Raw genomic sequence first — 13,966 nt, forward strand, 5'->3', positions numbered from 1 at the left:
TACCGGCCCGGACGCAGGCTCCGCCGCAGTTGTTGTGCGGTAGGCCGAGGTCGTACAGCCGCGGTGGGCGTAGTCCGAGTTGACGGGCCCAGGCGAGCAGGTCGTCTTTGCCGAGGTGCGGCGGGTCGAGCAGGGGGAAGTTGGTCGACCAGGGTTTCCAGCCGGCGGCGATGGCGGGGGAGCGGCGCCGGTCGCGGGGTGAGGCGTCGAGTCCGATGTGCAGGGTGGTGGAGTCGGGGTCTGCGTGGGTGTCGAGCCACTGCCGGCAGGGTCGGATTTTCAGTGCGAGCGTGCAGGGGGCGATGCGGCTGTTGCCGAGGTAGCGCACGTCCTGGAAGAGCTGCCAGGGGGTGCGGCCGTCAGCGACGCGTGTGATGGGCACGCCGAGTTGTGCGCTGCTGTCGTTCAGCCAGCGATACAGGTCGGGGTCTTCGGTGAGGACGTCAGCGAAGAGTAAGACCAGTCGGTCGGTGCCGTGTTGGGCGGCGACGCGTTGCGCGGCGGCCCAGCTTGCGATGCCTCCGGAGTATTGGACAACGTGCAGATGGTCGGCAGAGCTGCCCGGTCTTGGGTGGGAGGGTGGGACTTGCGAGGGCATGGCGGTCCGTTCGGGGCGTGGCCTCGGGCCACGTGGGCATTGAGTGCCGGTCGGACGGCGGGTGAGCGCCGAGCCGGGGGAGGCGAGGGGGCGGCGCGTGAGCGCCCCTCGTCGGAGCCGGGGCGCTCGATGCGCCCCGGCTCCGGCACCGCGCGTGAGGTCTAGCGGTGCTGGCCGGAGAGCAACCAGGGGCGGGGCAGGGCTGTCGCGGCCTTGGTGGCCGTGCCGGCCGGGGGCCTGTTATGACCCCCGACCGGCAGGCTTAGGCGGCGAGCGTGCTTTCCACCTCGGAGCCCGAGGGCTCGTCGCTGTCGTCCCGGAGGGCGCGGGTCGGCCCCTCGTCCGGCCCGTCCGCGCTGGTGCTGCTGTCGATGGTGTCGGCGTCGTCTCCGATCAGCAGTTCGTCGGGCTCTGGGGTGGCGACGACGCTGAGGCCGGCGCGCTGCTTCGTGCGGCTGGCGCTGGCGTCGATGATGAGCTGTTCGACCTCGCCGACCTGGAAGCCGTTAGCGACGCACCACTGCAACCACTTGCCGACTGCCGGGTCGGGTGCCCGCCACGAGGATCGGGTGATGCAGCTTTCGTTGGCGGCGGCGATGGCCGCGAGGGAGATGACGGAGTAGCGGCCGTCGCTGACGCCCCGCGCGGGAACGCGCTTGGTGCCGGGCCGCTTGGCCTTGCCGGGCGACAGAAGGTCGTCGAGCATTTTCCGGCCGCCGTTGACCCAGGTCGAGAGGATGTAACCGGAGTCGGCCAGCATCTCCGCGATCAGCTTCGCCGTGCCCTTGGGTGGGGTCTTGGCGGTCAGGAACGTGGCCAACCATTCGCGGCGGACCGTGTTGGCGATCTCCATGGCCTTGTTGTTCCCGATGACCAGCCGCCGTTCCGCCTTCTCCTCCTCGGTCATGGGACCGCTGCGAGTGGAGGTGACAGCGTGGGCGGGAAGGGCATGGCCGTACTTGCGCCAGTCGGCGCAGTAGCTCGTCTCCGACAGTCGGTCGTCGTAGGCGAGGAACAGCCGCACAGCGTGTCCGGGGCAGTTGCTGTGCGCCTCGGCGTCGACGCGGTTGCCTTCCGCGTCGCGCAGGTCGGTAACATCCTTGATCTTGGGGTCGTTGTAGCGAGGGTGTTCGGACAGCAGCGTCACCCCGGCGGTGACGAGGTCGGCGCGGCGGGCCGCCTCTGCGGCGATGGCGGCGCGGGTGCCGCGATAGTGCTCCACTGCGCGGGCGAACGCGAATGGACCTTCTTCGGCCTCCTTGAGCAGGGCTTCGACGCGATCGGGTTCGTCGGCGAATTCGGCGAGTGCGGCGACCTGGGTGAGGTCGAGCCCGAGGGTGTGCGTGCGCGCGGCGGTGCGCTTGTCCAAGGTGGCGAGTTGCCGGCCGGCCTTGATTTGCTCCGGTTGGTAGCCGGTCCGCTCGGCGATGTCCTCGTCGTTCATGCCGTCGAGGGCGAGTTGTTCGATGGCTCTCGCCTGCTGGGTGGCGGTGAGTTCCGTGCGGTGGACCTGCCGGAGCATGCTGATGATCTGCTCGCGGTTCGCGGCCAGGTCCTCGCGCACGATGACCGGGATCCATTCCTGGTTCGCCTCGACGGCGGACCAGTAGCGCTGCTCGCCGTCGATGATCAGATACGGGCCGTCCTCGTCCGGTCCGAGCGGGACGACGATGAGGGGTGAGAGGAGGCCGCGAACGCCGTCCTGGTGCAGGTTCTGCACGATGCCGGGCAGGGCCTGCGCATCATCGCGGGCGTTGCCGGGGTTCGGCTGGATGTTCTTGACCCGGACCATGCAGTGCCGGCCGGGCAGCGCGGGGGCTTCCTGGGCCTCGTCGGCTTCCTCGACGCCCACATCGGTAGCGGTTGCTCCGTCGGCTTCGGTCAGGGGTGCGGCGTCTTGGGGGTCGTTCGGGGCCTCGGTCTCAACCGGTGGGGCGAGCTGCTGTGCGGGTGCGGTTTCCGTAAGCACGGTTCGTGCTCCCTTCGGGCTGTGGGTGTGTTGGTTGTCCGGTCGCGTCTGGGGTTGCCGTCCAGAGCGCGCCGGGGCTTGCGGGATTGTTGTCGGTAGCGGCGGTGGCGGGCTGCGCGCCGAGCGCTGTGGAGTTGCCAAGGAACGGCGTTCGATCGGTCAGGCCGCTGTAGGCAGGGCGGTGAGGTGCGGGCGGCTGGGCGGGGTCGGCATCGTGCAGCCAGCGCATGTGCTGTCATCCCAGCGGTGCGGGCTCGCGCCGTCGCCTGCCGGACACGGCCGACACTGCAGATCGGTGATCTCCGCGCGGTTCAAGCAGATCGGGCATAGACCCCAGTTGGCGGTCGGCGGACCGGAAATGGGGGTGTCGCAGTCAGCGCAACACCGGCCGGCTTGCCGAAGGGCGCAACCGATGATGTCCGCCGTGGCGATCGCACGGTGGGCAGCGGCGGGAAGACTCCTCCACGCGGCAGTCGCCTGTACGCGCTGCCAGTCGTCGTCGCTCAGCGCCGGGCTGGGGAGGCTGGCTGGGTCGTCGGCTTGGGCCTGGAGGTATGCCTCAACCTCGGCGCGGCCGAACAGGGGGCCGGTCCAATGGAAGGTGCGGGCGAGAACGGATACGAGGTGCCGAGCGTCGGGCTCGGGGAGGTTGCGGGGTAGCGACACACCGTGAGGCAGCCCGATGAACATAGGCATGGTTGCTCCATCAAGGGTGGAAGGACATTACGAGGCGGCACGCGTAGGACCCGCGCACGGCTGCGGACCCGAGATCACAAACGAGCCGGCGATGAGCTGGCGCGGCCGGGGCCGGGGGCCGGGTGCCGGCGGAGCGGCACCCGGCGGGGCCGGTCAGACCGTGGCCGCGATCTCCATGGCGCGTACGCCGACGCTCTCCATGTCGAACGCAGCATCGGGGTCGCTGAGCGTCTGCGCCGCGCTGGTGACCGCGTGCAACATCCCTCCGGCGGTGCGGTCCCCGCCGTCGATGAAGTGGTTGAGGATCAGCCGCTGCTCATCCTCGGTGAACCGCAGCCGCTGCCCGACGACCCGAATGGTGGTGTCGGGGTCGGGAATCCGCCGACCCGCCTTCTCTTCAAGCTCCTCGATCTTGCTGCGGACGTAGCGGACGTCGAGGAAGCGGCGCACGGCGTCGCGGGCCTGCTTGCCGATGAGACTGAGGTTTGCCTCGTGGGTGTCGTTGCTCCACCGGATCGTGCCCTCGTCCATCTTCGCGCCCAGATGCACGGAGCGCAGCGCGTCCTTGGTGATGGTGACGCCGTTGTCGCACACCTGGACGACGATGCGCGGGGTTACGGTCATCGCGCCGGAGCCGGTTTCGCTGTTGGTGAAGACGAGCCCGGCGAAGACGGTCGGGTTGTCCGCGCCCGTTGCCCCGGTGAAAGGGCTGCGGTAGTTGCGCAGCAGGGTGGGGGCGAGAGACCTGATGGCCTCGGAGTGGACCCGAACGACCATGCGCCGCTCGCTCAGGTCGCACGCGAGCTCCACCCGCAACCCGGACTCGCGGATGCCGGACAGCACCGACATCAGCACGTCGAGGTGGTCAATGATCTTGTACCCGTCGCTGAGGAAGGCGCGGAGGATTCCGCCGCCGTTGCCGTCGGACAGGCAGCGGGCGAGGTATCGCTTCCCGTGCTGGAGATCAAGCCAGCCGTTGACGTTGGCGTCGTAGAGGTGCAGGGCCTGGGTGCGGGTCTTGCGCAGGTAGGCGGTGGGGATGCCGAGCTTTTCGCCGATTCCAGCGTCGCCGATTTCGGTGGGCAGGTAGAGCCCGTCGGAGGGGGTGACGCCCGTGTCGGTGAGGATCGGCTCTGCGCCCGTGATGCGCAGTTGGCCGGCTTCGGCGCGCAGCATTCCGGTGCCGGCGACGATGTCGAGCTTGTGGCTGTGCTGCGCGTTGAGAATGGCGGTCAGATCTGCCAGGCTGGCGTGCCGGGCGGTCAGGGGAATGGTGCTGAGCGTTCCGCTCACGGTGATTTCCTTCGGTCGGGAATCGTTGGCATTCGGTCGGGGGTTGCCGCCCCTCCCTCATGTATTTAATGATACATGATTAGACGTTTCGTGTCTAGCGGTCGGAACCGTTCTCATGAGAGGGATTTTGGGTAGCGGGGGCATTGCGCTCGGTTGACGTGGCAGCGGGTGGCGAGGGCGTTCGCGGGTGGTCCGGAATGAGCTGCTTCTGCGCCTGCTGCAGCGTTGCGGTTGCCGCCTGTATAGCCTCAAGGACTTCGATGAGCATGGTGTCGTTGGCATCTGCGGCTAGGTCCGCCAATTCGCCGCTGCGCATTTGGCTGAGAGCGAGGTGGCGTAGTACGTCAGCCAGGCTGCTGTGGAGGCTGTAACGCCCGAGCGCCATCAACTGCACTTTCGTGTAGGGCTCGCTTCGCACGACGCACATGCACCAGCAGATGAAGTCAAGGGAGTCGATATGTTGGTCCCAGTTAGTGGGCTCCGTCTCCGGGTAAAGGGCAAGGATCAGGCCCCGGCGAGTGGCCACGTCGTAGGTGTTCTGAATGATCGTTGATCGCCGATAACGCTTAGTGTGGAGTTTTGTACAGTCGGTGCGGTGCGCCTCGGGTTGGCGGCGTGGAAACTGGACGTGCACGAGCTTCATGGGTCATCTTTCTTTTGGGCAAATTCGGCGCGACGGGTTTTCTTGGCCCGTCTATTTAATGATACATGATGTCCAAGGTCCGTGTTATTCGGGTGGTCGTCTTGGGGCGCGTTTCGCGCATCCGTGCGCGAAGTTGAAGATTCTTCCCGGCGGCCTGATCTTCGATCCACCATGTTCGGGGGTGAGTCGCAAGCCCGGGGTGTGGGTTTGCGACTCACCCCCGAACATGGTTGTCCCTTGGGGCAGGCCGCCGGGAAGAATCGACGCTGCCCTGACTCATCCCGGAGCCTGCCTCGCCGGCGAGGCGCCGCGGTTCAGCGGCGGGACGCTGACCCGGCGGGAGGCCATCGGCCGGAGGCCGATTCGAGCCGCAGAGACGACGAGGGCTGCGTCCGGGGCTAGTGGCCGGAAGTAGGGGCGGACGCCGCTGCTTCCGGCCCTGAGGACTGGCTTGCTCCGTACCCCTCGGGGCGCTGAACCTTCCCCGTCCTACTGTTGATCCACGCCTGCGCTCGGCGGCGTTTCCAGTATCGGGTCATCCCCTGTGCGGGGGCCGGCTCTTCGACGTCAAACCGCGGAAGGTAGCCATCCTCGCCGCGGTCCCACGCCGCCCTGCTGAGGCCGACGTAGTAGTCCCAGGTCCCTTGGCTGATGCCGAGGATCTTCCGAAACTCAGTCGCGGAGATCAGTTCTTCTGGATCGCCGACGAGGTCGACGCAGTGAACGCGTGCTTGCCCCGCCTCGACGATCTGCGGCAGGAGGATGTCTCGGACGTTTTCCAGCTCATCGACGGGAAACCATGACTTCTTGTCCTGCTTAACGGGCGCGGGCCAGCCGGAACCCTGCTCTCGCTGCTTCGGCGATGTCTTGAGTCGGACGGTCGCCTCGGACCGGCGGGTCAGCTCGGCTGCGCCAGCAATGTCGGTGTGTGGGCGGCCACCGATGTACCGGATCTCCATGTCTGTTCCTGCCCGCGAGTGGCCAGCGGCTGGAACGGCCGGGGGAACAACGTCCGCGAACGAACGAAGTGGCAACCCCCCGGCCGCGTGAAACAACCAACGCTCCCAACCTCACGCCGCGAACACAGTGTGAGGCCGAAGAGTTTCCGATGGTAGCAGTCGGTCGACGACCGTCACGGGAACGGACCACCGGCGCAGGATGCAGCTCAAGGAGCGGATGGGCGTGACGGACCATGCTGGTGGTTCGCCGACAGGCCTCGCTGGCTGCCGCAGAAGCCGGGGGTGCTGGGGGTCGGAGGGCCTTCGTGCAGGACTGATCGCTTCATTAGAGGGCTGCGGTGGTTCGGGAGGTGAAGTATCGTCGATGGGACGGCGCTGCTCGTTCCCCCGTGCGAGCAGCGCCGCTCTATCGGTCTCGGCTGATTGCGGGCTCATCAGCCCAAGCCGGCGGGGAACTGCTGGTTGTCGGTGGCGTCCTCGCCCACGCGAGAAACCAGAGCGCCACATGAACGGACTGTCTCCGCCTGCGGCCCGGACGTCGCCGCTACCGTCGCCGGCTATGAACCGCATTGCCATTGTTGGCTGTGATGGTGCCGGAAAAACTGCTCTGGCTCACCGTCTCGCTGCCCTGCTCGATCTCCCGGTCATCAACCTCGACGCCATCTACTACGACGAAAACTGGGAGGAAAAAACCAAGGACGAATTCGCCGCCATTCAGCGCGAGCTGGCCGCCGCCGACCGATGGATCGTTGACGGCAATCATGCCTCGACCCTGTATATCCGAGTGAATCGGGCAGACACGGTCATCTTCCTCGACGTGCCCGCCTGGACTTGCCTCTGGGGCATTGTCCAGCGGCGCTGGCGCTACCGCGGCGGCCAGTACCCTGATGGCGTCTACGACCGCGTCACCCTCTCGTTCATTCGATACGTCATCGGCTATCGCAGGAAGATGAGGCCGCGCATCGCCGCCGTCGTTCGCGAGCACGGGCAGCACGCACAGTGCGTGACTCTCACCAGCCGACGGCGGGTCAGACGATTCCTGGGTAGCATCGCCGCCAATTGACCCTGAGCCGCCATGGCGATCGCAGTCTGCAGAACCACAGCCGCGGCCTCGGAGCGCCGCAGTGGTCGGTGGCGGCCCCGCGGGATGTGCCCAGTAGGTCTCGATCGTGGCAGCGCCTGGCCTCCGGCACCTGAAGTGACCACGGTGGCCGACGGCTCGGTAGGTTTCATTCATGCATGCGGCGCAGGGCCGACGCGATCGGCGCGACCGCGGCGGTGCCGGGTGCGGGGCTAGCAAAACCGGCCTGGTGCCGGTATGGGCCGGACCGCGTGCTCGCAATCCCAGGCCCGATCCTTCGGTGGATGGCGGCCGTGAAGGTAAGCGGCGCCAGCGCCAAGCAGCGGTGCTGGCCGCCTATGCCCAGGCTGTGTTCCTCCGTCACCCCTCCATGTCGGCCAGAGTCTTGACGACCAGTTCGGCGATCTGCTCAGGGTGCGCGTACCAGCAGTACAGCCCGAACGAGACAGGCGTCCAACTCGCCCCGCTTGCAGTCGGAAAGAGTAGTTGCCAGCTGGCCTCGCTGCTCAGGGACAGGTGCCGGTCCCCTCCCAACTCCCAGCGGGTCTCTGAATCCAGGACGTGCACTTCGGTGACCTCGATGCCACGGGATCGTAGTTGCTCGATGACCCCCACAACCAGTGTGTCCATGTCGAGCGCAGGACTACGGTCATCCGGCACCGCCACCTTGTGCAAAGGCAGCCTGGCGTCTCGCAGAAGGGCTGCGGCCTTGTCGAGCTCCGCGCGGGCGGGGTCCGGTTCGCTGCCGAGTTCGCCGCGCTGGTGCGCGGCGTCGAGCCATACGCCCAGCCCCTCGGCGACGCCAGCGAGGGCATCGATGTGTTGACCCAGTGCTGCCACCACCGCTTCGACGTCGCGAGTGGTCCGTAGCGCGTACGGCTCGCGCAGCACGTCGCTCAACGTCCCGGACTTCTCCGCCAGGTAGCGAGCACTGGCCACGGCGTACAGCGCGGTAGTGGTGCCCGGCTCGCGGTCGAGCCCTTCTAGGTGCTCGTTGTCATGCTTCTGATCTTGATGGATCTGCTCGTAGTCGTTCTCGACGCTTAGCTCGTACGCGCCGTGGTAGTGAACGGGCACTCCCGCGATGGTTTCGGTTTCGATTTCGCTCATCGTCGCCCCTCCCGCACTCGCCGGCGACCGGCCGGACAGCCAGCAAGGTACGCGCTCGGGACCCTGTCTCGGCGCACCCCCTGCCCGGCGCGTTGCTTACCAGAGCAGGCACCGGCAGACAGCCTTCCGCGCGATGCGCTCAGAAACGGACTACAACCAATCTGCGATCGCAAGGTGTGGCACCAGCGGTGCTCTCGCCGAGGCTGATATGCCTGTCCGTGCAACGTTCCCACGGACTGCGCCGGCATGGAGACCGATCATCGAGGGGACGGCCTACCGTTATGGACATGCATCAAGCGGCGGCGCCTGAGGGCCCGATACGTGACCTGCCCCTGCTACGCGAGCAAGCGGGTGTCCGCGACCGTACGGTCGACGACCACATGTTCCGGGTGGGGAACTCAAGCTTCCGGCTCCAGATATTCGCCGGGAACGGTGTACGCCCAGTCGCGGTGGCGACGCAGACTGACCGCGAGGGCGCGGCTTTGATGAACGGGGCGGAGCGGTTCGTCGCGGCGGTCTGGCAGCGGCACTGCCCGGATGAGCAGGATCCGCCGATCTTCATCGCGCACCAGCTGCTCGATAGCCAGGACCTTGGACTGATGCACTATGGATTCACCGCCGTTGGCCCCCACACGGTGGGTGCGCCGAGGTGGGGGCCGCGGCTGAGCGAGGCAGAGCTGTGCGTGCTTGTCGGTGGTCCGGTCGACGTGTCGCGCGGAGACGGCTACATCGAGCCAGCGCGGCCGCAGGAGGGCCGGATGCGGTACGCAGTCGCCGCAGTGCTCGGCCTTCCTCGACCCGATCTGCACGGCGATCCGCCCTGCATGCCATCCGGGGCGCCGTGGTGGCGGCGTGTCGGCCGCCAAGTGGCACCGAGGCGCCGCGTCCGCGGATGCTGCTCCTATCACGACGGCGACTGGGGTGCTGCTTCCGAGGCCGCGATCCGCGCACTGGCGCGCTTCGAGGCCAGGCCCACGGACGACGACGGCGAGGACGACCAGCTAAACCGCCTGCTTGACGCGTTGCGGACGCTCAGCGACGAGCATCGCCTCGACGAGTGGACGATGGAGGCGGCGGCGAGTCTCTTCACCGATCCGATCCAGCCGCTACGGGGCGAGGGCGGTCCCTACATTAACGGGCGGCACCGCAGTCAGGCCATGCTTGACGCCGGCACACGCCGCACCGTCATCGGCATTTGGGAATACCCCGGCGATGACGCCTGAGCGCACCCGAGGGCGCCTTGCCCGACGGGCTGCCGCTTCTGGAGGCCGGGGACGACTTGGTGTTCGAGGTCGATTACCGGATCTGCCGACGCTGCCGCCTCGGATGGGTCGAGTAGCCACTCTCGCTGCCCCGCTACTAACGGCGCGGCCTCGCAGGCGCCGGCCTGGCGGCGCTGCCGGCCGCGCATCCCGGCTTGGCCTGGCACACTCTGGGCAGCCTGCCGGAAGGCCGCGCGTCTGTGGGCCGCTGCCGGCCAAGACGCGCCCGGCGGTTACCGACCCCGCGGCATGTGCTCGCACGTCGCAGCCGGCTGATCGAATTGCGCCAGCGGTCTTGCCCGGCTCAGTGCTGAGTCACCCTTCGGTGCCGGTCGAGGCGGCCGGGCCGTACCGGCAGACGGGCAATCGGCGAGGCCAACGCCACCCGACCGCTCATCTGACGTCCGGCCATCGAACGCATGTACGATCCGGTGGTGGCGGAGGAGGTAGCGAGGCGGTGGTGGAACGGCGTCTGGGGACGCCTGGCTCGGCGCGATGTTTGGTTGATCCGTCAGACGCGATGGAAGGTGGTAGCTCGTACCGGAGACAGTGAAACCGGGCAAATGCTGCGCTGGACGTACGACTCGAAGGACGAGGCCGCAGCAATGGTCGATCGTCTCTTGCGCGCCCACTCTGCAGGGCGGTGGCGCGAACAGCAGGGTGGCACGCCGCCCTAGAAATCGCCACCGCGAGTCACGTGGCACCTCGTGCAGCACGGTGAGGCGGGCGGCGGCGAGGTCGGGCGCCGCCGCGCCCCACCTGCAGATGTGCCGGTGCTTTTCACCCCGCCTGCCCAGGACGGAAAGTCAACGCAGCGTTGAATAGCTGATCAGCGTCCGGCCGTCGCGTCATACTCGGCGACAATTTCCCGAGGGATCCGGCCTCGATCCGAAATGTCCTTGCCGACCCTCTTGGCCCAGTCCCTGATCGCCTTGTTCTGATCCCGGTTCGCGACTCCGCCCGTACGGCCACCTCGTGAGCTGCCCCCACTCGCCGCGCTGTGGGTGGCTCGCGAGGACCGTGCGACGCCGCTTCGTCCCACCTTTAGGCCGTGGGCCGTGTACGGCGAGAAGGCGTCGCGCAGCTTCGCGGCATTCGCGGCCGATAGGTCGATCTCGTACTGAACGCCGTCGAGGGCGAACTTGATGGTTTCGTCGGCGCTTCCGCCGTCCAAGTCGTCGACCAGCTGATGAATGACTCGCTTAGCCACCGCCACATCCTTCCTAATTCTGCAGTATGTGTACTGAACAGTAACCGCCCGTGCCGCTGCTGCGAAAGTGGGGCCTCGTGTACTGGCAATGTTTGCGGAAGCGCCTGGATGACGGGGAGTGGGCGGTGCCGAGAGGGCGCAGCGCGGCGCCATCGCGGTGACCGTCCATTACGGAGGTGTGCCGTTGCATGTGGAGCAGGAGAGGGATTCCGCCGGTGTCCTGAGCGGAGTCGCCGGCGACGGGCCGGCTCGATGTCTCGGAGGACCTGCCTGGCGGTCACGTGGCGGCGCCGCGCGAAAGCATCCTTGCCACCGCGGCGGAGATAGCCAAGAGGCTGCGGCGAATGGTTCAGGAGTTGGGTCCGACTGCTTCTTTCAGGTCGATGACGGTGATAGGTGGTCTGTCGTCGAGCGCCGAGCCCCGCCTGTTGGGCAGACCCGCAAGGCTCTGCGGCTTCGCAATTCGCGGCAGTGGCCCGGGTTCGGGGTCGAGCGAGTGAACGGCTCCGGGGCGGTGCGCGTCCCACCGTACGTCTCGCATTCTGCCGTCTAAGCTTCGTTGGCGGCCCGCTCGCAAGCTCTGGCTCGTGGAGGCTGTCCCCAACCTCTTAGGAGATCGTGTGAACTCGGACGACATCGTTACCGACAAGGATCGGTGGGGTTACCTGAAGGGCACCCGGTTCGTCGGGCATGACGAATGGGACCAGCGCCGGTCCAAGCACGTCGACCGGCGACGCCTGTTCCTGGAACCGCTGGCAGAAGGGCTGTCCCTTGCTGCCGATGAGAAGGGGCGGATTCTGGACTTCTGGCCGAACCGCTTCTACGAGGGGCCGATGTCGGATGCGATGCGCAACGACGATGACCCGGAGCCGTGGACGTTGACGTACGACCGTTTCACGGCGATGACCATGTCGGTTTTCATGATCGAACTGGTGGAGTCCGGGCTGCTGGCGACGCGGGGTAATGGGGACTCAGTCGACTACCGGCTCTGCCTGCCTGGCGGTGGAGCGTGACCGCCGAGGGGGAGCCGCCCGAGACGCACCCGGTGCACAAGGTTTCGGTCGACATGGGTCATGGGCCTACGTTCGAGGTACAGGCCGTGCCGTTCAACGACCCGAGTGGCGATACTCCGCACGCCAACCTTTGGTTCCGTGTGACTGGTGACGACTACGACATGGCGGTTTCGTGTCGGTCGCTGATCTCCGACGAGGACATGAGTGCGTTGATCGACGCCTTGACGAGTGCCCGCGAGGACGCGCGCCAGCAAGCTGCGCTGTTCGGCTGGACGTTGGCGCCCGAGCAATCAGCCGAGTAGCGCACTCCTTGCCTGAACATGCAGGGCGCCGGCTCGTCGTTGGAGGGAGCCGCTGTCGGGCTGTTTGAGGTTCGGCGTACGGCCAGCATCGCTCATTCTGCATTCTGTCTAGGTGCGGTGGTGGCCGTGACGGCGGTAGGGCGCGGCGGCTCGCGCTCTCGAAATGCGCCTGCTTCGAACGGCCCGCGCAGCTGCACACGGGGGCGGACGACTCAAGACCGAATCGTGCCGACGTGTTCACTCAGGCGGAGTCCCTGACACACCGGCGGAGGCGGGCAGCAGCGCCACGGCCACCATCGACCGCAGTATGGGTCGGGTGACAATGAGCGCCTTCCCCCAGCCCGCGCAGCCCAGTCTCTTCGGCGACGACGGCCCCCTCAGGGACACCCGCGAGCCGGTGCTCATGTCGCTGAATCCTGTTTACTACGACCTGATCTGGGCCGGCGAGAAGACCTACGAATTCCGGCGCCGGTTCCTGACGGGCCAGTCCGTGCGCTGGTACGTCTACCTCACTGGGCCGGTGGGCCGGCTCGGCGCGGTCATCGACCTCGGGCCCGCCGTTGTGGATGCCCCGGAGCAGATCGCCGAGATCGCCGAGCGGACTCGCGCCGGCAACGGCGCCTCGGTCTTTGAGTACGTGCGGGACCTGGACCAAGCATTCGCTATCCCGATCCAGCGTGTCGCGGAGTACCCGGGAATGCCGTTGGAGCAGTTGAGGACAGAGCTGGGTGGGTTTCATCCTCCCCAGGGATACACAAGGCTGCGCAACCATCCCGATCTGCTGAGCATCTGCGAGAAGGTCAGGGCCGACTCAGTGCGCCGCGAGATGACCGTGCCTGGTCACTAGTGACGAGGTTAGCTGCGGTGAACCGCGTTTTCGCTCTGCGAGCGTCGACATTGTCGGCAGATGCCGACGTCGAACTCCGACAGAACTTCGACATTGTGGTCCTGCCATGGACTGCTGCCCCTCTCGATAATGAGCCGACGATTTTGCCCGATCCCGCAGCGACCATCGGCGCACCGGTACTTGCCTAGATGCTCGGATGCTTCGGCGGCCCGCGAGATTGCCACAGGCGGCGCGCCGATCTGCCCCACGACGACGATCTCAGGCCGCTCGTGCCAACCACGGCGTGCCGCGCTCGCAGCCCTCAGCGCCATGGGCGGCCGCGGTAGTGGCGAGCACAGCATTACCATCTACAGCCCCAGGAGAGCAGACGTGCACCCCGTGCGGTGGGCCCTTAGCCACCGGCAGCTCAGACCGGTCGAAACGGTCATTCTCTACCTGCTGGCCAGGGCCGTCGATGAGACCGGCACCTGCCAGGTACTGCCGGCGACCTTGGCCGCCGACACCGAAGTCTCACGACGGCAGGTGTCGACCGTGATCCGCGGCCTGTCTCGTCGTGGCCTGGTGAAATTGGACGCAAGCAGCCATCCCAACATCATCACCCTGCTGATGAGCGACCCGATCGACCTGACTGATGTCGACCATCCCCCACTGCTCGTGTGGTGGGCGCTCACCCGCCGGGGATTGTCACCTGACTACAAAATCATCCTCATGGCGATCGCCGCGGGCGCCGACAAGAATTTCGGCCGTCGCGTCTCGCTGCCTCAGCTGGCTGCCGAAACCAACCTGTCCGCGTCGTGTGTGTACAAGAAGGTCCATCAGATGACCGACCGTGGCCTGCTCAGGATTAAGCCAGGCGGCGGGCCCGGCAACAACATCACCTACGTCCTGAGGGGATACCCAGAATGACCGATCAGAGCATCCCCGCCGACGAACGTCCCGGGGCGCGCCTCGACGTCATTGCCCTGCCAACCATCTCGACATCA

12 protein-coding genes and 1 pseudogene are annotated in these 13,966 nt (G+C 66.9%); 6 read left to right on the forward strand and 7 right to left on the reverse strand.

Annotated elements, in window-relative coordinates; all coding sequences use genetic code 11:
* From AB0C20_RS11945 to AB0C20_RS11965, 5 genes and pseudogenes are all read right to left on the reverse strand, one after another.
* Nucleotides 1–382, reverse strand: a pseudogene (locus tag AB0C20_RS11945) (hypothetical protein); the annotation flags it as partial.
* Nucleotides 383–860: 478 nt separating this feature from the next.
* Nucleotides 861–2,567 carry a ParB N-terminal domain-containing protein gene (locus tag AB0C20_RS11950; RefSeq protein WP_357567898.1) on the reverse strand — a complete coding sequence of 569 codons (1,707 nt, stop codon included), beginning with the start codon at nt 2,565–2,567 and terminating at the stop codon, nt 861–863.
* A gap of 849 nt (nt 2,568–3,416) precedes the next feature.
* Nucleotides 3,417–4,556, reverse strand: a complete 1,140-nt coding sequence (locus tag AB0C20_RS11955; RefSeq protein WP_357567899.1) for a DUF932 domain-containing protein — start codon at nt 4,554–4,556, stop codon at nt 3,417–3,419.
* 94 nt (nt 4,557–4,650) lie between these two features.
* The gene (locus AB0C20_RS11960) at nt 4,651–5,199 is read right to left on the reverse strand and encodes a hypothetical protein (RefSeq protein WP_357567900.1); all 549 of its coding nucleotides are present in this window, start codon (nt 5,197–5,199) and stop codon (nt 4,651–4,653) included.
* A gap of 398 nt (nt 5,200–5,597) precedes the next feature.
* Nucleotides 5,598–6,158, reverse strand: a complete 561-nt coding sequence (locus AB0C20_RS11965) for a hypothetical protein (protein WP_357567901.1) — start codon at nt 6,156–6,158, stop codon at nt 5,598–5,600.
* Nucleotides 6,159–6,717: 559 nt separating this feature from the next.
* On the opposite strand from AB0C20_RS11965, the gene AB0C20_RS11970 reads away from it, so the two are divergent.
* On the forward strand, nt 6,718–7,221 hold the full coding sequence (locus AB0C20_RS11970; protein ID WP_357567902.1) for a topology modulation protein: 504 nt from the start codon (nt 6,718–6,720) through the stop codon (nt 7,219–7,221).
* Nucleotides 7,222–7,599: 378 nt separating this feature from the next.
* Here AB0C20_RS11970 and AB0C20_RS11975 read toward each other — a convergent pair whose 3' ends face one another.
* The gene (locus AB0C20_RS11975; protein WP_357567903.1) at nt 7,600–8,349 is read right to left on the reverse strand and encodes a hypothetical protein; all 750 of its coding nucleotides are present in this window, start codon (nt 8,347–8,349) and stop codon (nt 7,600–7,602) included.
* A gap of 449 nt (nt 8,350–8,798) precedes the next feature.
* Between AB0C20_RS11975 and AB0C20_RS11980 the strand changes: the two genes are divergently transcribed.
* The gene (locus AB0C20_RS11980) at nt 8,799–9,572 is read left to right on the forward strand and encodes a hypothetical protein (protein ID WP_357567904.1); all 774 of its coding nucleotides are present in this window, start codon (nt 8,799–8,801) and stop codon (nt 9,570–9,572) included.
* An 868-nt stretch (nt 9,573–10,440) separates the two neighbouring features.
* On the opposite strand, the gene AB0C20_RS11985 is transcribed toward AB0C20_RS11980, so the two are convergent.
* Entirely contained in the window at nt 10,441–10,821 is a 381-nt protein-coding gene (locus AB0C20_RS11985) for an Lsr2 family protein (RefSeq protein WP_357567905.1), read from the reverse strand.
* 587 nt (nt 10,822–11,408) lie between these two features.
* Here AB0C20_RS11985 and AB0C20_RS11990 point away from each other — a divergent pair.
* The 4 genes from AB0C20_RS11990 (at nt 11,409) to AB0C20_RS12005 (ending at nt 13,889) form a co-directional block, all read left to right on the forward strand.
* Nucleotides 11,409–11,834, forward strand: coding sequence for a hypothetical protein (locus AB0C20_RS11990; protein ID WP_357567906.1), 426 nt, complete (start codon nt 11,409–11,411; stop codon nt 11,832–11,834).
* A complete protein-coding gene (locus tag AB0C20_RS11995) occupies nt 11,831–12,136 on the forward strand; it encodes a hypothetical protein (protein WP_357567908.1) in 306 nt (101 codons plus the stop codon). Before AB0C20_RS11990 ends, AB0C20_RS11995 begins: the two co-directional genes overlap by 4 nt.
* Nucleotides 12,137–12,458: 322 nt before the next feature.
* Complete coding sequence (locus AB0C20_RS12000) at nt 12,459–12,983, forward strand: hypothetical protein (RefSeq protein WP_357567909.1); 525 nt, start codon at nt 12,459–12,461, stop codon at nt 12,981–12,983.
* 369 nt (nt 12,984–13,352) lie between these two features.
* On the forward strand, nt 13,353–13,889 hold the full coding sequence (locus AB0C20_RS12005) for a helix-turn-helix domain-containing protein (protein ID WP_357567910.1): 537 nt from the start codon (nt 13,353–13,355) through the stop codon (nt 13,887–13,889).
* Nucleotides 13,890–13,966: the final 77 nt, after the last annotated feature.

It is taken from the genome of Micromonospora sp. NPDC048843 (genome assembly GCF_040649965.1).
Classification (GTDB): domain Bacteria; phylum Actinomycetota; class Actinomycetes; order Mycobacteriales; family Micromonosporaceae; genus Micromonospora; species Micromonospora hortensis.

Bases quoted from the DNA above. Each gene is read 5' to 3' on its own strand.
- AB0C20_RS11970 (WP_357567902.1), top strand. From the start codon at position 6,718: ATGAACCGCATTGCCATTGTTGGCTGTGATGGTGCCGGAAAAACTGCT.
- AB0C20_RS11975 (WP_357567903.1), bottom strand. From the start codon at position 8,349: ATGAGCGAAATCGAAACCGAAACCATCGCGGGAGTGCCCGTTCACTAC.
- AB0C20_RS11960 (WP_357567900.1), bottom strand. From the start codon at position 5,199: ATGAAGCTCGTGCACGTCCAGTTTCCACGCCGCCAACCCGAGGCGCAC.
- AB0C20_RS11965 (WP_357567901.1), bottom strand. From the start codon at position 6,158: ATGGAGATCCGGTACATCGGTGGCCGCCCACACACCGACATTGCTGGC.
- AB0C20_RS12000 (WP_357567909.1), top strand. From the start codon at position 12,459: ATGAGCGCCTTCCCCCAGCCCGCGCAGCCCAGTCTCTTCGGCGACGAC.